Origin of the sequence: Alicyclobacillus herbarius DSM 13609 (assembly GCF_000430585.1) — a bacterium.
Lineage (GTDB): Bacteria > Bacillota > Bacilli > Alicyclobacillales > Alicyclobacillaceae > Alicyclobacillus_G > Alicyclobacillus_G herbarius.
On record NZ_AUMH01000004.1, the window covers coordinates 107,820 to 125,523 of the forward strand.

20 protein-coding genes are annotated in these 17,704 nt (G+C 58.6%); 4 read left to right on the forward strand and 16 right to left on the reverse strand.

The features are described from left to right. Positions 1–27: 27 nt before the first annotated feature. The 9 genes from H522_RS0104040 to H522_RS17480 form a co-directional block, all read right to left on the reverse strand. Positions 28–1,080, reverse strand: a complete 1,053-nt coding sequence (locus H522_RS0104040; RefSeq protein WP_051343879.1) for a Leu/Phe/Val dehydrogenase — start codon at positions 1,078–1,080, stop codon at positions 28–30. A gap of 219 nt (positions 1,081–1,299) precedes the next feature. After that, entirely contained in the window at positions 1,300–2,508 is a 1,209-nt protein-coding gene (locus tag H522_RS0104045) for a thiolase family protein (protein ID WP_026961322.1), read from the reverse strand. 376 nt (positions 2,509–2,884) lie between these two features. After that, a complete protein-coding gene (locus tag H522_RS0104055) occupies positions 2,885–3,667 on the reverse strand; it encodes an enoyl-CoA hydratase-related protein (protein WP_026961323.1) in 783 nt (260 codons plus the stop codon). Beyond that, positions 3,668–3,979 (reverse strand): EthD family reductase, encoded by a 312-nt coding sequence (locus H522_RS0104060; protein ID WP_026961324.1) that lies wholly within the window; start codon positions 3,977–3,979, stop codon positions 3,668–3,670. 63 nt (positions 3,980–4,042) lie between these two features. Then, entirely contained in the window at positions 4,043–4,492 is a 450-nt protein-coding gene (locus tag H522_RS17475; RefSeq protein WP_051343840.1) for a thioesterase family protein, read from the reverse strand. A gap of 30 nt (positions 4,493–4,522) precedes the next feature. Then, on the reverse strand, positions 4,523–5,836 hold the full coding sequence (locus tag H522_RS0104070; RefSeq protein ID WP_035452497.1) for a phenylacetate--CoA ligase family protein: 1,314 nt from the start codon (positions 5,834–5,836) through the stop codon (positions 4,523–4,525). Positions 5,837–5,998: 162 nt separating this feature from the next. After that, the gene (locus H522_RS0104075) at positions 5,999–6,184 is read right to left on the reverse strand and encodes a hypothetical protein (protein WP_026961326.1); all 186 of its coding nucleotides are present in this window, start codon (positions 6,182–6,184) and stop codon (positions 5,999–6,001) included. Between the two features lie 25 nt (positions 6,185–6,209). Next, complete coding sequence (locus H522_RS0104080; protein WP_026961327.1) at positions 6,210–6,806, reverse strand: helix-turn-helix domain-containing protein; 597 nt, start codon at positions 6,804–6,806, stop codon at positions 6,210–6,212. Between the two features lie 2 nt (positions 6,807–6,808). Then, positions 6,809–7,015 (reverse strand): helix-turn-helix domain-containing protein, encoded by a 207-nt coding sequence (locus H522_RS17480; protein ID WP_035452501.1) that lies wholly within the window; start codon positions 7,013–7,015, stop codon positions 6,809–6,811. A 196-nt stretch (positions 7,016–7,211) separates the two neighbouring features. Here H522_RS17480 and H522_RS20320 point away from each other — a divergent pair, with 196 nt between their 5' ends. Continuing rightward, positions 7,212–7,778 carry a GNAT family N-acetyltransferase gene (locus tag H522_RS20320; RefSeq protein WP_026961328.1) on the forward strand — a complete coding sequence of 189 codons (567 nt, stop codon included), beginning with the start codon at positions 7,212–7,214 and terminating at the stop codon, positions 7,776–7,778. A gap of 21 nt (positions 7,779–7,799) precedes the next feature. Here H522_RS20320 and H522_RS0104095 read toward each other — a convergent pair whose 3' ends face one another. Next, positions 7,800–8,510 carry a cytochrome c biogenesis CcdA family protein gene (locus H522_RS0104095; protein WP_026961329.1) on the reverse strand — a complete coding sequence of 237 codons (711 nt, stop codon included), beginning with the start codon at positions 8,508–8,510 and terminating at the stop codon, positions 7,800–7,802. 94 nt (positions 8,511–8,604) lie between these two features. Between H522_RS0104095 and H522_RS20325 the strand changes: the two genes are divergently transcribed. After that, positions 8,605–9,096: a helix-turn-helix domain-containing protein gene (locus H522_RS20325; RefSeq protein ID WP_051343842.1), complete on the forward strand. Its 492-nt coding sequence runs from the start codon at positions 8,605–8,607 to the stop codon at positions 9,094–9,096. 92 nt (positions 9,097–9,188) lie between these two features. Here H522_RS20325 and H522_RS20330 read toward each other — a convergent pair whose 3' ends face one another. Further along, entirely contained in the window at positions 9,189–10,235 is a 1,047-nt protein-coding gene (locus tag H522_RS20330) for a metal-dependent hydrolase (RefSeq protein ID WP_051343844.1), read from the reverse strand. Positions 10,236–10,404: 169 nt separating this feature from the next. On the opposite strand from H522_RS20330, the gene H522_RS0104110 reads away from it, so the two are divergent. Beyond that, a complete protein-coding gene (locus H522_RS0104110; protein WP_026961330.1) occupies positions 10,405–10,743 on the forward strand; it encodes a hypothetical protein in 339 nt (112 codons plus the stop codon). Between the two features lie 98 nt (positions 10,744–10,841). Here the strand turns inward: H522_RS0104110 and H522_RS0104115 are convergent, their stop codons facing one another. The 4 genes from H522_RS0104115 to H522_RS0104130 form a co-directional block, all read right to left on the reverse strand. Beyond that, positions 10,842–11,969: a DUF1648 domain-containing protein gene (locus H522_RS0104115; protein WP_026961331.1), complete on the reverse strand. Its 1,128-nt coding sequence runs from the start codon at positions 11,967–11,969 to the stop codon at positions 10,842–10,844. A gap of 3 nt (positions 11,970–11,972) precedes the next feature. Beyond that, the gene (locus tag H522_RS17500; RefSeq protein WP_051343846.1) at positions 11,973–12,386 is read right to left on the reverse strand and encodes a GntR family transcriptional regulator; all 414 of its coding nucleotides are present in this window, start codon (positions 12,384–12,386) and stop codon (positions 11,973–11,975) included. A 535-nt stretch (positions 12,387–12,921) separates the two neighbouring features. Then, positions 12,922–14,010 carry a class I SAM-dependent methyltransferase gene (locus H522_RS0104125; protein WP_026961332.1) on the reverse strand — a complete coding sequence of 363 codons (1,089 nt, stop codon included), beginning with the start codon at positions 14,008–14,010 and terminating at the stop codon, positions 12,922–12,924. A gap of 245 nt (positions 14,011–14,255) precedes the next feature. Further along, positions 14,256–15,266, reverse strand: coding sequence for a hypothetical protein (locus H522_RS0104130; RefSeq protein WP_155836167.1), 1,011 nt, complete (start codon positions 15,264–15,266; stop codon positions 14,256–14,258). Between the two features lie 329 nt (positions 15,267–15,595). On the opposite strand from H522_RS0104130, the gene H522_RS0104135 reads away from it, so the two are divergent. After that, entirely contained in the window at positions 15,596–16,024 is a 429-nt protein-coding gene (locus H522_RS0104135) for a DUF1641 domain-containing protein (RefSeq protein ID WP_026961334.1), read from the forward strand. A gap of 160 nt (positions 16,025–16,184) precedes the next feature. Here H522_RS0104135 and H522_RS0104140 read toward each other — a convergent pair whose 3' ends face one another. Beyond that, positions 16,185–17,537 (reverse strand): MFS transporter, encoded by a 1,353-nt coding sequence (locus H522_RS0104140; RefSeq protein ID WP_026961335.1) that lies wholly within the window; start codon positions 17,535–17,537, stop codon positions 16,185–16,187. Between the last annotated feature and the right edge of the window lie 167 nt (positions 17,538–17,704).

Here is a 17,704-nt window from a genome sequence, read left to right on the forward strand (position 1 = left end):
CCGCTTTGGACAGATACAGAATCGATACTACGCGTAGATCGTTTTCAAATCGGCCACCGTCTTCAGCCGCGTCTCGACCCACTGATTGGCCGCCACGCTCGTCGGCAGGTCGTGCTCCTCCGCATACGCGTAAATCTGCAAAAGCGTATCGTACAACCCCATGGTTTTGCTCTGCACCCGGTCTGGGTTAGCACCTAACAGTTCGTCGGCGACCTGTATCAGGCCACCGGCGTTGACCAGGTAGTCTGGGGCGTAGAGAATCCCCCGTTCCTTGAGCATCCATCCGTGCCGGTCTTCATCAAGCAGCTGATTGTTGGCCGATCCGACGATTCCCCGGCACCGCAGTTTGGGAATGGTGACATCGTTGAACACGGCGCCCAGCGCGCACGGAACCAGGATGTCGCACTCGGCAAACAAGATCTCTTCTGGCGTCAGCGGCGCGGCCGACGGCACCTCTGTGCGCACGTGCTCTACATTGCCTGGGACTACATCGGCCACCAACAGCCGCGCTCCCTCTGCGGCCAGGGACTGCGCCACCTTGGCGCCGACCTTACCGAGCCCCTGAATCGCAAACGTCCGCCCAGCAAGTCCCGTACTCCCCCATAATTTCCACGCCGTGGCGCGAATTCCCTGCATGACGCCAAGCGCCGTCGGCACGGACGAATCCCCGCTGCCACCGTACTCCTTCGGTACCCCGACAATGTAGGGTGTCTCGCGCTTGGCATGGACGAAATCCTGCGGGTACGTGCCCACGTCCGTCCCGGTGTAAAAGCGCCCTTTCAGGCCGTCAACAAAACGCCCCAGAGCACGGAACATCTCGGGGGACTTGTCCGTATCCGGGTTGCCCCATAGAACACACTTGCCGCCGCCGTTGTCGACATCGGCAATCGCGCACTTGTAGGTCATCCCTCGCGAGAGGCGCAGGACATCCGTCAGCATCTCTTCCTCACTGGCATACGGACGCATTCGGCACCCCCCGAGTGCAGGGCCCACCGTGGTGTCGTGAATGGCAATGATGCCTTTCAGCCGAGTGGCCTTATGCTGAAAGAAAATCACCTGCTCATGACCATACTTTGCCATTTCTTCAAAGATGCCCACGTTCCAGTCTCCTCCAATTCACCGCCGGACAAACCTGCTCCGGCCGCGCCGACCCCCGCCGGTTTGCCTGGGGCGCTCCCTGGGCCATTCACCGGCGGCACATGTCTGATATGATGAACAACCGGAAGCCGGTTCGCAACGTAACAAGCGGTTGCTCGCCTCAGTCGGATGGCCTTTCGCCCTCGCCGCCTTGGCCTTTGTTTAGATTTGCAGGTTCTCCCAGACCGTAGCCACGCCTTGCCCAACGCCCACGCAAAGGGTCGTCAATCCGTAACGCCCCCCACTGCGCCCGAACTGATACATCAGCGTGGTCACCAAGCGCGCCCCACTCGCCCCCAGGGGGTGGCCGAGGGCGATGGCCCCGCCGTTCGGGTTGACCTTGGCCTCATCCAGGCCCAGCAGCTGGATGCATGCGAGCGACTGCGCGGCAAACGCCTCGTTGATCTCAATCACGTCCAAATCAGCCACCGACAGTCCCGCCCGCGCTAACGCCTTGTGCGTCGACGGAACCGGCCCCAGACCCATGTAGGCCGGATCGACCCCAGCCACGGCCGACGTCACATAGCGCAGGCGCGGCCGCAGGCCCAATTCCCGCGCGACGTCGGCGGACATGATGAGAACAGCGGCAGCACCGTCGTTAATCCCAGAACTATTGCCCGCGGTGACGGTTCCCCCGTCGCGAAAGGCCGGCCGCAGGCGCGCCAGTTGCTCAAGGGTACAGTCCGGGCGCGGGTGCTCGTCCATCTCGAAGAGGGTAACTTCCCCTTTGCGACCCGTCGGCACGAGAACCGGGACGATTTCTTCGGCAAACCATCCCTGCGCCTGGGCGCGCCCCGCCCGCTGTTGGCTGGTGAGGGCAAACTGGTCCTGCTGCTCCCGAGTAATCCCGTATTTCTCGGCCACATTCTCGGCCGTCTCGCCCATGCTGTAGGGGTAGTGCATAGCGGCCAGCTTCGGATTGACCATGCGCCAGCCGAGGGTGGTGTCGAACAGAGTCTGATTGCCGCGTGGATAGGCTTCGTCCGGTTTCGGGAGCACCAACGGCGCCCGCGTCATGCTCTCGACGCCGCCGGCGATAAACACATCGCCTTCCCCAAGCAAAATCGCCCGCGCCGCCTGATTGATGGCCTCCAGGCCGGAGGCGCACAGTCGATTGACGGTAACCCCCGGCACCTCCACCGGAAGTTCGGCTAAAAGGGCGGCCATCCGGGCCACGTTCCGGTTGTCCTCACCGGCCTGGTTGGCACAACCCAAATACACGTCTTCAATGCGTGCAGGGTCCAAGCCGTTTCGTTCCACCAGTGTCCGTATCACAAGCGCCGCCAGGTCATCCGGTCGCACCGACCGTAGCGCACCCCGTTGTCGCCCAAAGGGCGTCCGCACCGCGTCGACAATTACAGCCTCTCGCATGCTCTGTATGCCTCCTGTCTCTCATGATGCCTTGCCTTAGCGACCGCCGTCGTGGACTGTTGAGAGCAAACTGGCGCCTGTCCTAAGCCGCCTGATTTTTGCAAGCGTTTTCAAGACGATCCGCATGTTTTCTTGCCGCCTGAATTTGGCGGTGATTTTCATCCCGTTCGCGGGGCGGCGAGACCGCCGCCCACGCCTCGTTCACCTCTTGACCCCCAATCCCCGGTCTAATCGAAACCGAGGTTTCTCTCTATTCTCATCCTCCGACCGATGCTCCGATGTCCAGATGCACATTCGAGATACAATAAAAGTACATTCGACATTCAAGAGGGAATTCCTTGTTTTCAAAGAAAGCCTAGACGCCCGCGCGGTAGGGTCACTGACCGCGATACTGCGGACGGCGTTTCTCCAGGAACGCCTGCACCCCTTCACGAAAATCGTCGGTATGGCCGGCCTCATTCTGCAGCTCAGCCTCCCGTTCCAATGCCTCGGGAAGGGTTGCCGACGCGTTGGCAAACAGAGCCTGCTTGGTCAAACGATAAGCCACAGTCGGCCCCTCGGCCAGGTGACGGGCGAACGCCATGCTTTCTTCCAGCAGCTTCTCCGGTTCATAGACGTGGTTGACAATCCCCAATGAATAGGCGGTCTCGGCAGAAATGACTTCACCCGTCCAGGCCAGTTCTAAGGCCCGTCCGATGCCGACCAGGCGCGGCAAAAAGTAGCTCGCCCCGGAGTCGGGCACCAGCCCTATCTTGTTGAAGGCCAAAGTAAACTTGGCGTTGACGGCCGCAAAGCGTAGGTCACAGGCAAGCGCCAGAGAAAATCCGGCCCCCGCCGCCGTCCCGCTGATGGCCGCCAGCGACGGCACACGCAGCCCATGCAGACGAGTAATCAGCAGATTGTACCGCTCACGCACCGTGTCCCCGAGTGCCGCTCCAGATTGAATCGCGGCTCCTTCGGAAAGGTCCTGACCGCTGCAAAAGCCCCGCCCTTCCCCAGTCAATACCAGCGCCCGCACATTCAAATCCGCGTCAACCTGCTTGAGGGCGTCATACAGTTCCTCCCCCATCTGCTGATTGATGGCATTCATGACTTCTGGACGGTTGAGCGTAATCCGCGCGACACCGTCCTCCACCTGATAACGAATGGTCTCGTACAATTACAACACCTCGCTCTCGACATCAGCAAAAAAGACCTGTACCAAATCGCCCGCAAACGCTTTCAAGTCTTCCCCGCTCTTGCGCCCGGCCTCGGAATTCATGGCCGATAAGAGACTCTCGCGGCTTTCAAAGTACATCTCTGCCATAAGAAAGGGATTTACACTGCCGCCTTTCGGATGGAACATGCGGTTGACCTCCAGCTTGAGCAAGCCCGGCATCTGCCGGACCAACGGCAGGTGCACCTGTTCGTAATGGGCCATAAACGCCTCCACGTTCGCCGGACGGCGATACAACGCCACCATCTTGACCATGTGTTTCACCTCTCTTGCCAATCGGCGTGTTGCCCACGAGCTCCCGCCACCAACGAGTCCTTGTCAACGCCGATCGCCAGCCAGCCGCGCCAATGGCCGACCATCGGACGTAGGCTCGGCCGGCCAACAGTCCGGATAACGCCGATGCAGCATCTCCCTGTGCACAACCCGCTGTTCCACCACACCGTCTCCCAGCAAGGTATCTCCGCGCCAAACCTGTACAGCGCACACAACCCTGCTTCCCTCATACGTTGTGCAGACAGCGCGAGCGCGAATCGCGGCGCCGACCGGCGCCGGGTGCAGGTGCCGGACCTGTACCCCAGCGCCGATGCCCTCTTCATCCGCCTCTAAGTAAGGCAAAATCACGCGGCGGGCAGCCCATTCCATGTGGTACACCATAGCGGCCGTACCGTATACTTCGTGGATGACGTGTGAACCAAAACGCGCCCGCATGGATTCTGCCACGGTGTCCTCGACAACCGCCTCCACACCAACACCAAACCCTTCCCGCATCGAACGACCTCCTTCAACCACAGGCTCCGTTTATGACTGCAGCTGCCGTTTGTCAATCACGCGCACAGCCTTGCCTTCGCTGCGCGGGAGCTCGCCCGGCGCATGGATGCGCACGTCCGCCGACAAGCCGGTTCGCTGACGCAGCCGTGCCGTAATGTGGCCGCCCAAGTTGGCGATCCGCTCCTCACTTCCCGCCAGTTCCGAAGCTGCCTTCTGGCTCAATTCAACGTGGACTTCCATGACGTCAAGAGCCCCTCTGCGGCTTAGGACAATCTGGTAGTGGGGGGCCAACTCCACAACCTCCAACAATTCCGCTTCAATCTCCTGCGGGAATACGTTGACTCCACGGACGATGAGCATATCGTCGACCCGGCCCTTGATGCGCGTCATCCGGCGGTGCGTCCGTCCGCAGCTGCACGGTTCGGCGATGATGGCCGCTAAATCACCCGTGCGGTAGCGGACAATCGGAAAAGCTTCCTTACTCAGGGATGTAAAAGTCAACTCGCCCAATTCGCCGTCCGGCACCGGTTCATGGGTGGTCGGATCGAGCACTTCCACCAGGAAGTGATCCTCCCAAATGTGCAGGCCGTGCTTCTCTTCCCGGCATTCCATGGCCACGCCCGGACCCATGACCTCGCTCAGTCCGTAGATGTCGACGGCATCAATGCCCAACATCTCCTCCAACTGCCTGCGCATGCCTTCACTCCACGGCTCGGCTCCGAAAATCCCATAGCGCAGAGAGAGCGCCGACTTGTCAATGCCTTTGCGCTGCATGACTTCGGCGATGTGCAATGCGTACGACGGCGTACAGCTGAGGCCGTTGGCGGCAAAGTCAATCAACAGTTCCACTTGCCTATCGGTCATTCCTCCAGACGCGGGCACAACGGTGACGCCCAGCCGCTCGGCCCCGCCGTGCAGCCCCAATCCGCCCGTGAACAGTCCATACCCGTACGCGTTGTGCAGAACATCCCCTGGCCGACCACCCGCACAGGCGATGGAGCGAGCCACGACTTCCGCCCACACCTCGAGGTCATTGCGGGTGTACCCGACCACCGTCGCTTTCCCCTTGGTACCGGACGACGCATGCAGGCGCGCCAGTTTTTCCCGCGGCACTGCGAACATGCCGAACGGGTACGTTTCGCGCAGGTCTCGCTTGTATGTAAACGGAAACTTCGTCAAATCCGTCAGCCGCTGCAGGTCTTCGGGCTTCACGCCCGCCTCGTCAAACCGTTGTTGATACAACGGAACCCGCTCATAGACGCGATAGAGCGTGCGTTTCAGCCGTTCCAACTGTAGCCGCTCCAACTCGTCGCGGCGCATAGTCTCGAGCGCTTCGTTGAACATCAAACGACATCCTCTCCCCCTAAGGTCCAGCCCGGATTCCCCCGACGGCCGCCTCCCATTCTACCGCAAACTGAATCCCTTGCCGAAAAACGCTTGTCCGGTCACCCTCTCCAAGAGGTATTGTAGCCCCCTAAATCTGCTCTTCTTGCCCGTCCGTATCCCTTAGCGATGGAGCGACTCGACGACCTGTTCCAAATGCCGTACCTCATCGAGACGGGCCCTCAGCTGCAGCCGCGTTTTTTCGTCCGCCCGTTCCAATTCCTCGGTCAGCACCTTACGACGCCGCTCCAGACTGCGCAGAATTTGCCGCACGGCGTCTTTGTAACCGATTTCTTCCTCTGTCGACACCGCATTTGTCCCCCTTGCTTGGCGTTCACAGTGGTCGATCCGATTGTATCACACCTTGTTGGTGCCCAGACGGATGAAGCGCTGCAACTCGCGCACGCATCCGCCGCTGCCATTCTAAGGCGGCCCCGATGCGACCGCAGGCCAAGGCGGCGAGAAAGTGCACCCGAGCCTCGCTGACAAGGACCCGGGCTACAGCCCGTTTGGTCAAACCGGTCTCCTGCAGACCATATTTCCACGCTTCCGTCAGGAGGCGCTCTGCCTGCCCCGGCTGGCCCGCTAAGGCGTGCACCAGGGCCTCGTAAACGCGCGTTTCAAACGGCCCGAGCAACCCTTGACCGCGCTTTAAAGCCGCCGCAATCTGTGTCCGCTGCATGCGCACCGCCGCCCTGTACAGGTCTCGCCGCAAACGCTCTGCCTGGCGCAACCGCGCATACGCGTTTAAGACTTCCTCGGCATCCACTCCGTAACGTGCGCACAGCCAACGAATGGTACGGGGACCGGGCATGACGCGCCCGTTTTCGATTTGGCTCAGTTCACTCGTCGTCAGCCGCCCCGCCGCGGCCTCCGCCTGCGTCCATCCAGCCTGTCTGCGCAGCTGCCGCAGTAGAGTCCCGGGCTGCACCGTTAATCCCGTCCTTCGTCCCATAACGCCGTAAGCGGAACCTCCAAAGCCTGCGCAATCCGTTCCAATTTGCTAAGATTACTCCCGCGCTTGCCCGACTCTACCGCGTACACGTAGCTCACCGACACACCCGCCCGTTTAGCTAACTGACGTACCGTTAATTGCCGTTCCAGGCGCAGCTTTTTTACCTGGGTTCCGATGCCCAACATGGAAATCCCCCCACCATCGTTTCTCTATTGTGGAAATTATACCGGATTCGACACCGATTTTGGGAGCAAATTTCACGATCGTAGAACCACAAAGGAGGAATCGAGGCTGCTAGACCTGCACTTTGCTTCCAGACGGAAGTTTAGATAAGTTAAAGGGGACTTGGCAGGGTACTCAGGAAACCAGGAGGTGACCAGCATGCACGATGTGGAGTTTCGCCCCTGGCGTTCAACCGATACAAAAACCATCTGGCAATCCGCATGCGAGGACGCGGACTGGCCGATATCACCACAGACGCACTCAGCGTTTGTCCGTTGGCTGGAAGGCATGGAGGCATCCTGTACGCTTGGAGAAGGCCACTTAGAGGCGATTATGCATGCGCAGCGCCTGGCCGGTTTTTGGCTCCTGCACGCGGTACCACCTCATCACTTGGGTACGTTGGCGGACGTCAGCCGAGTGGTTGAAGGCGGCACATACCTGGTACCCGCAAGTCGCGGCCTGGGACTGAACCCGGTGGTCAAGAAGCGGATGTTGACGGTGGCGTTTACCAGCTGGGCCGCCGATTGGTGTGTGTTTGTCATTCCTTCCCGCAACCGGCGCGCCATTCGCGCTTTTCAACGCTTGCCTTGGCCATACGATTTGGAGACGCGCTCCCATAACGGGCGCTTTCGCACGCTCCTGTCCCGGCGGGAATGGGAAACGGGTAGCCCCTGCACGCTTGTCTCGATTCATCGTTCCGCCGTCCCACCGCCAGCCCATCGATAAGCCTCGATACACCGCCACCAGTCAGATGCCCTGAAACCCAGTCCACTGCACCAACCAAATCGTGAGTTCATGCAGCCGGTTGGTGGCCAGGAGCAGGCCCATGACCACCAACAGGAAACCGCCCGCCTGTTGCAAGCGCTGACCGAAACGCGCCAGGCCGGACATTGAATCAAGAAGCACCGCACAGAGAAGAAATGGGACACAAAAGCCCAATGCGTAGGCAATCATTAGCAGATTGCCGCGGGCGGGATGCGTCACCACCATGGTCAGGACCGCAGCCAGAACCGGCCCGACACAAGGGGTCCAACCACTGGCAAACACCACCCCAACCAGGGCGGATCCCACATACCCATACGGCTTCTGTGCAGGCAGTGCAAACCGTTTTTCGCGCATCAACCAAGAGATACGAAGTACGCCGGCCATGAATAACCCCAGTACGATGATAAGGAGACCGCCGACAATTCGGATTTGCTCTTGATAGGCAATGAACCACCCGCCCACCGCGCTGGCCCCCCAGCCAAGCGCCACGAATAACGCCGACAACCCAACACAAAAACACAACGCGTGCAGCAGTGTACGCACGCGCATCGCCGTATCCACCCCCGTGCGCACGCGACCGCTGACGGACACCCCGCTCAGGTAGCCAAGGTAGGATGGAACGAGGGGCAGTGTGCACGGCGACAGAAACGACAGTACCCCTGCCGCGAAAGCGGCCCACAGCGGAATCGACATCACAGATCCTCCCGCATTCTACAATTGTGTACATCCGCGGATCTCGCTATAATTCAGACCAGAAAAGTGTGGTCCGAAGGGGGCAAACACGGCGGTGTCCATCGGCGACAAGGCACGCAAGCTGCGTCTTGAGCACGGTATGACGCTGGAACAGGTTCACGAGCGGACGGGAATTTCCGTCAGCCACTTGAGTGCGATTGAAAACGGAACTCGTCCCAACCCTTCGTTTCGCAACGTCCTCAAACTGGCCCAGACTTACCAAGTCCCGGTCTGCTACTTCAGTGAGGATGGCCCGTGCGCCGCGCATCGGGATGCCGTGCCAAACCGCTTTGCCACCCCACAGGCGCCAGAGCCGGACGGATCGCCGCCATCCCCAGGAATGCTGGCCCGCGATGACGCCTGGGCGCTCATCGCCTCGGAACAATCCGGTCCATACCTGGCTCTGGCTCGCCGGCTCATGGACGCCAACGCCCTATCCGAAGACACGTCCGAGGTGTTGCAGGTCATTGCCGAGTTCATCCGCGAGCAACGCCCGCCCCGCGAGCTGGAAACCAAACCTTCCGACTCCGACAGCGATATTGGGTAACCGCGGAAGGGACCGGATCCCTCCGGGTTCATCCCCGCTATCTCCCCGTTGCCGCCAACTGTGCCTCCGTTTTCGTCGTAGAGTGACGAAAGCTATGGCTTTTTCAGGAACGCGCGTGTGCGGCGCGCATCCGCGTTCGCCGCTTGATCCGGGTATAACAGCTGGTTGGCCAGCGCCTGCCGGTCTACCTCTTCTGCCCGCAGCCGTTCATCGGCCAGGAAGAGCCGCCCATCGGCGCGTCTCTTGACGTAAACGGAGGCGGTAAACGGGAATACCCGGTCATAGCGATACGTGGCGTCCGCCATCGTGACAAGGATCCCGCCCGCAAGGGGGGTCTCCGTCCAGATCAGGTGGCGCGCAAACCAACGAAAGACTTGCCCCACTCGACTCCGCTTGAGTGCCAACGCCAAGGCTTCGCTCGGCTCTGTCTGCCGCCAAACGACCTCAGGCCGACGAGCTCCACCGTTGGTCAGACGCCCGGCCTCCAGTTCGCTTCCGCGTTGTACTACGTAGTTCCAGAGCCAAGGCATGGGTCCCGGCAACACGCTGATGTGTCTTGCATCCGGGTACGCGCGGTGCATGCGCTCATACAACCAACCGGTGTGCAAACAGCGCACGGCGATGTACAAACAGGCGATGCCCCCACAGACAAACACGGCCTTCGCCGGCGACCACCCGCGTACAACCAACGCAATACCCGCAAATCCACACAGCAGGAGCACCAGGTCCACGATGAACAAACAGTCCATGGCTAATCTACGTTTGGAAAACGGCCACAATGCCTGTGTCCCGTAGGAGGTGAGGACGTCAAGTCCCACATGGACGAGGACACCGCACAGGGCCAATAGATAAAAAAGCCCCATATGGCCGGGCCAGAAAAGCGATAACACCAACGCCACCAACAATGGCCAGAGGAACCAGGCGGGGACGCTGTGTGAGAGCGCCCGGTGCTGGCGCAGGTATGCCACGGGGCCGCGAAAAACGCGGACCGCATAATCAAAATCGGGCGCTTCAGAACCTACCACCGCGGCCAAACACGCCCCGGTCGCCACATCCCCCGTCAGGGCCGTATGCCCGCTGACTGCCGTCCAGAGACCATAAATCCCCAATCCGCACAGGGCGTGTGTGACATTGTCCAAGCCAACTCCCCCTCGATAGCTCCCCCGTCAAAAGACTCAAAGTTGATTTCAATTATAAAGAAAATCCCTTTGCATCGCATAACCCATCCGTAAAGGATGTCAAAGTCTTCTGTACGCCATGGACGAGACTCGGACACTACGATATGCTTTGAACAGTGAGGTGGTATGAGTGGCCGGTCAGAATGAACAGCTGGAGCGAATTGGAAACCTCGTCACCCAGCTCATCGGTAACGTCGGCAGCATGCGCGCGGAGATGAACAAGAGTATAAACGCCCTCCGTACGGAGATGAATGAAAGTATAGGCACCCTTCGTACGGAGATGAATGAACGGTTTAAGAGAGTCGACAAGCGGCTGGAGGCGATGGATGGCCGCTTGGGGCGAATGGAGCGACGCCAGGAGAACCTGGAGGGACAGCTGCTGTTGTTAAACCAACGATTGGATTTTCAACTGCAACGGATTGCGAAAACCGAGGAAGAAGTACACCTTCTGAAGGGGACGCGCACCTAAACCTCAGGTCATTTGAACGTCCCCTTCACTCCAGGAGCATCTCAGTCAGACCAAGTCGTAGGTCGTTGAGCCTCACCGCCAGGTGACATCTCACATGGTCAAGCATGTACGGATATAACGCCAAAGACCGCCAATCCTACGGGTATCCCAATGATGATAGCAATCAGGAGCCAGGCAGTCGGATGCGCCATGTTCAGCGTCCACCCTACACCAAACCGCTTGGGAACAAATACGGCCGGATCGTTCCGGTTGAAGTAAATCACCCCAGCCAACCATTGCTGATCATCGTTGTAAATCACCAAGGGAGCGGCTGGACGGTCAACTCCGTCGCCGGCAAGCCCTGAGGAACGACGAGCCCTCACCGCAGCCCGATAAGTGATCATGAGAAACCCGACAACCGCTGCCAACGGTAAGACCAAGGCAATATTGGAAATCCATTTGGACTGTCCAGCACCGTGGGTGATAACCCACTCCATCCCGAAAAAGACGGCGTTGATACAGGCGGTCAACAACCAAAGCCCAGACAGCAAAGTACGGTTAAGCTGCCACTCGCGGCGGGGCGCATCCGGATTTGAGGCGTCCCTGCGCAGCGGCGCCCGTTGAATCAACATTGCCATTCCGCCAATTAACAACGTGAGACCAAGGGAAATCCACACGGGAGTAAACACCGTGGTCACCGTCTTTGGTGCCCAAGCGTCAGGACGACCGTGCAAGTCAAAATGAACCGGCAGGATACCCGGCAAGTGTGGGTACGACACCCCCGCCAGCAACGCTGACACTGCTACGATTCCCCAAGAAGGGATAGCCCAAGCGAAATGAAGGTGCGGTCGACGCGAAGGGAGCCAATCGGTATCTACCACAAACCGTTGACGTTGTCCTTCATACCATTGCTGGCGCCGCTTCACCTGCTTGACAGAGGAATGGCAGAGTAGATAGACAAGAAACTGCCCAACCAGTGCAAGGAGCGGCCCATAGAGGAGCATCGACAAGGTCGCTGTACGTGTCCAAGCCGAGATCAGCCCGTACAGAACGATGCCGGCGAATCCAAATACCGACAGACCCAGCCAATATAGGTGCCGAATGCGCACCAATTCAGGCTGACGCAAACAATTTTCCGGTACCCGCACCCCGAATACGAGGGTCGGATCTGTCATCAGCGGAACCATAGCCGCGGCCACGGTAATCAATACCACCAAACTCGAGCCGTATACCCATTCAAACCCCATCGTTTATCCCTCCTGTGCCCCGTCTTCCGCGTTGCACGGGACTACACTGGACCATCCAAACTCGTTGAGCACAGCCTGGAATGCAGCCTGAATTCGGTCGGGCGGTACACCCTTTGCCACGGCCTCCGCGAGAACCAGGCGCAGCCTCTGTTCCCACGCGGCCACGTCTGCGTCGGAGGATTGGGTATGCACGACACCCCCCGCCTTGCGCGACAATCGAATGAATCCCTCCTGGCGCAAGAGGTCGTAAGCTTTGTTGACCGTGTGGAAGTGGATTCCAAACTCGGCTGCCAATTCGCGAATCGGCGGCAAGCTATCCCCATCACCGAGCGCGCCGGTGGCAATGGCAAGGACAATTTGATCCCGAATCTGCTGATAGAGAGGCTGTTCGCCGTTCAAATCGAGGCTCATTCGCATCGTTCATCCGCCCTATTTGTTATATATCAACTATAACAAATGTAATTCAAACACGCCGGGCTGTCAAGGAGACGTTCGCACAAGATGATTGCGTTTCGATACATTTCATCGTGTGGGTTGAAAACGGTTCATTCGTGTAGTGAGTAACGGTGATACAGGGATTGGCTACTTTCATATCGAATACTTCGGTGAGGTGAACGCAATGTAAATGTCAGGGTATTATAACTAACTTCGAAAAGAAACCCGATTACATGTTGTTCCGAAACATCTCCTCGAGTGTTTGGTGGCGAGGAATTTCGATAGAGTTACCGTGAGGAGATATAACCAGGTTGCGTACATCAATTTTGTGTTGGAGTGCATCGTGAAGGGTGGAAAACTTCACATGAACGAGGGATTTCGCTCAGTAGTGACCCTGACAAACAACGGGGCTGTCCCTCAGTGCTTCAGCACTTTTGGGACAGCCCCTTGGTCATAGATCCTCTACCACGATTTCGAGGCAACCCAACCTAGCCCTTTGTCTCTTTTCCAGGACTGGCTAACGCACTTGTGCGATGATGCCGTTGTGCGCCTTGATGACCCCGTGGCGAACAATGTTCAACCCGTTTTCGTACAGGTACAGGCCCATCTGCTGGACGGTCATCAGCTCCCGATAGGTGTAGTTCATCGCCTCTGCCATCACGTGGTAAAACATGCGCGTCTTCCAGTGGTAGCGGGGTGTGGTCAAAATCGCATAACCGCCCGGTTTCAAAAACTGACGGTGCCAGTCGATGGCCTCCGGTTTGTATTCGTCAGGGAAGTGCTCAATCAGACCGACACTGAGGACAATATCGAACTCGTGTCGAAACGGTAAATCGCGAATGTCACTCACGAGAAAAGACAAGTTCATCTCCGAGCGATACCAAACCCCGGGCCCTCCGGTGTTGGGGTTTGTGCCAAGGAACGGGTACGTGTCCGGAAACTTTCCAAACCGGTCTGTGGCGCAGAATGCGTCATAATCGACCAACACCGCTTCCCCGCCAGGGTACATCGCATACAACTGCATCGCCTCGTAGCCGTCTGCGGCACCGAGAAACAGGATACGCGGGCGGGAAACGTCGAGGCCGCGAAACAGAGCCCGCTTCCCGCGCGGATCCCAGATGGCATCCTGGATTCGGTGCGCAAGGTTCCAAATCGAAAGCTGCTCCAACTCCCGCACCGCTGCCATGGCACGGGCCGCATTCAACCGCCCCATGCCACGCAGAGCCTCGGCCGCCAGACGCCGCCGCTCACGAGGGACGTCCTTTATAAACCAGGAATGAAAGGAACGGTTGAACATCTCCCAGGAGACTTTGACGGGCATCGTATCCCCGTGCTCTTCCTGCCATAGACGGCGGCCCTCGGCATAGTTCTCCACGCGAAACGGGCGGCCGACGTCCTCCCACCTTAAAAGCGACCAGTCCTTTACCAGGTCATCGTCGATAAAATCGTCCAAATCCGCCTCACACGGATGGCGTAAATCCATGCGGTAGTTTCCGGTCAGCTGAGTCCACCCTAACGGATGATCCGGTCGTCGCCACCCCGAATTCGCTTCCACCTCCGGCGCGACCCGCTGAACCTGCTCATCCGGCAACTGCATCACCATCATCGGATACCCCCGTCCGTCGCAGGTTATGGATTGGCTCGACTCCGGCCAATCAACAAGTTGAAGATTCCGATATTATAAGTTGCGTTCTACTCCTGAGGAAACCCTACACCGCCGTTTTCTTCAGTGTACGCGACACCACCCGGTCGTGCAATGCAGAACCAGGTCTGCACGTCGCCTTAATTCGAACCTATGACAATATCAGGTTGCCCCGTGGTGACGTGACAAGCCTCATCACCTCAGAAATCTCATCCCGTGTAGGGCTTCATCGCGGCCGCCATGCGAATCGCGGTGGCCAGCGGCTGCCGGCAGACGGAATACGTCTGGACATCAAACAGTAGGTTTCGACGCAGCCAGGCCACAGTGACGTCCGTTTCCTGCCGTTGCTGGTGAACAAGGATTTCGCCCGTGTCTTTGGGCACCGGCAGGAAGTATTGGTTGAGCAAAGCCACCACCTGAGCGGCCGTATCGGTCGGAGCCGCGGTAGTGTTTTCCCGCGTGACAAGGATCTGCCAGCGTCCTTCCGACCACCCCACACGCCCAATGCGCCTATCGGGATCGACCGCGGCTTTGCCTGCGAGACCGCCCCCCAACGCAACCGAACTAACCTCCCCTGGCACACGCCTCGCATCGCCCCAATCGTTCCAAAGCCCCTGCTCTGCCTCACTAAACGAATCGTACCGCCCCCCGCCAAAGGCGGCCAAGCGGCCCTGCGGAGAGGAGAGCTGCACAGTGTACGCGTGGAGCAACCCCGGCCGTCCGTTTACCGGCCCCGCTGTCTCGATGTCGTGATAGAACAATGTGGTCGATCCGTTCGCACTCACGGGAAACACGGCTGGGGCCCAGGCACCGTCTTTCGTGGCAGGCGACAGGCCATCCATCGCCATCCGGATGATTTTCGGAAACGCATCCGTCGGCTGAGACCCAGTAGACAAACCGCCCTGCGTCGAACCCTGTGTACCCGTGCCGGAGGTACCTGTACCACCTGCGGACGAATGGCCGCTAGTCCCGTTGCCTATAGCCCCCTGGTCTTTGCTCGATGTCGCGCTCGAGGTCTGCCCCACGTCACCCGTGCTGTTTTGTCCCTGCCCAGTGCTCGTCCCGTTGCTGGACGGGGTTGTGTGAGATCCGCTATGTCCTTCACCGCTATGCCCTTCACCACTATATGATCCGCTGCCCAACAAACCTGCACACCCGGACAGCATCAAGGCTACCCCTGCCACCAAGACGCTGATGCACCTGCGCCAGGATTTCCCCATACTGCGTCGCCTCACTTTTTCGGCTGAGCTTCTGTTGACTTTGACGACGCCAGCGGGTACTCTGTTGCAAATTCCGACGCGTTTAGGTGTTTAACCGATAAGCCGGCGGTGTTCTTTGCCACGCCAGAACGGCGATTTCGGACGGTGAGACCTTGATCACCTGGAATAACGGACACAGGCCTGTAGAGTATTTTTATACGCACCGCGCATGCTATAAGAAGATCGACGTGTTGGTGATATGGTGTATAATGGACGAGGTCCCCACGTGGGCGTTCGCTTTATCATACTGACATGATTCGTACGGAATCCACATTGAGGAGGAACCCGGTATGACGCAAGCCACCTTGCCGGAAACGACCAACTCCCTGCAGTCTCAGGACGAGGTGTTTGAACTTCTGCTCAAACCCGAAGTCCAACAGTCCCTTGCCACCTTGGTGGAAAGCCTGCCGCGCATCGCGAGCATGGTGGCCGTTTTGAACAAGGTTTGCGACCTCACCACAGGGGTCCTGACGGACGGCGAATTTATGGGCGCTGTCGATGAGATGATTCGCGAGAAGACCAAACCCCTGAAGGACAAGTTGGGTGGTCTGCCTTCCGCGATTCAAGAGGCGAAGCAGCGGGCGGAAGCCAGCAACGCTCAGATTGGGTTGTTCGGTATCTTGCGCTTGCTCAAGGAACCGGTGGTTCAGAAAAACCTCCGCTTTTTTGTCGCGCTCTGTGAGGTTTTGGCCGAACGGGACGCCGCTAAGACCCGTTAACGGGCTGCAAGAAACGGATTTGCCGCGACGATTGACCGCTACGCGGGGTAATTCACCGCGGCACCGTCAGCGAGGACCATATCACGGTGTCTTTCCAACACCCCCGGCTGGACCTTCGCCCAACGTGGGGTGTTGGGACTTCATTTGATTCCGTCCGTGCTTATTCCACCTCCGCACGCCCCTTTGGCAATCGCCAGCTCATCCAAATTACGAACGCGGCACATAACGCCAGGATACCGGCCAAGACCCGCAATCGGCCGGTCGTCAACGTAGGTGCAAAGACCATCCCGAGCAAAACGGAAGATATGATTGTGCCCATATAGCGGGCTGTCATGAACAGGCCGGAAGCAGCCCCGATGATCTCTTTAGGTGCACTCGCAAACAGGGCAGCCTGCATACCTACGTTGTTTAAGCCGTTGCTAACGCCCAAAATCAACAGCACAATCACGAGGACGACCAACGGACTCGTCTGATGAAACGTCGTCATCCCCAATGCACCACAGGTCATCAAGACGCCCGACAACAGCAGTCCTGGGCGCGATCCGGCCCTATCCACCCACCTCCCGGTCAACGGTGCCACCAATACGGAAATGCCGGCCAAACACAACATGAGCAGTCCGGTTTGCTGGGCGTCAAAGCCACGCACCTCTTGAAGATAAGTGGGCATCCCGAAAAAAAACGAGTAAAAGATGATGTTGACGACGACAAACTGGATATGTACCCATAAAAACACTTTGTTTTGGGCAAACAAGCGAATGCGAATAAAGGGAGGTTCGGCCTTGAGCTCCCGCCACACGAACCCGGCCGCCGCCAAACCGCCAATCATACCTGCATAGAGGTTCAAGCGTCCATTGAGCGAAAGCAGAAACATCAGCAGCCCCAGGATGGCCACGGCAAACAGAAAAATCCCCGGGAAGTCTAAGGACCGCAGCACCTGCCCCAGGTGGAAACCCGTGGTACGGTCTCTCGGCAGAACCCACAAAGCGAGCACAAAGGCGATCGCGATGATGGGAATGTTGACCGTGAAAATCGCCGGCCAGTCTCGCCAGTGCAGCAACACCCCGCCAATGGTCGGACCAAACGCGGCGGCCCCGGACGAGAAGACAGCCAAGAAGGCCAGGGCCTTTGCCTGACCTTCCTGCACCTGGTGCCGGACCATCGCCATACCCGCCGGGTACAATACGCTGCTCCCCACCGCTTGAATCAGGCGGAACACAATCAGCCACGCAAAACTCGGTGAAAACGGAGCCGTCACCGACGAGAGCGCCACCAAGCCGAGGCCGATGAGAAACATTCGTTTGTGGCCAAGTAGGTCAGCCAACCTGCCCATCATCGGTTGAGCAATCGCGCTGGCCAAGTAGTAGGTGGAAATGAGCCACGATACCGTGTCAAACCCCAAATGAAACACGAGTTGGAAGCGTGCAATGGCAACCGAGATCATCGAGGAGTTCAGAGGATTGAGCAGCACCCCAAGAGCAATCGACAATAACATCAACCAGACCGGTCGCCGCATGATTAACGCCTCCCACGCCCACAGTTTTTCAGCACCTCACCTTTCCATATCACACGGCAGGAAGGTGTTGCAAGCGTGGAGGCGGATGAATTCATAGATGGGGCAGATATAGAGCGGATGCTCTGACTGCCGACCCACGTATCATGATGACCCACGAAAGAAACCCT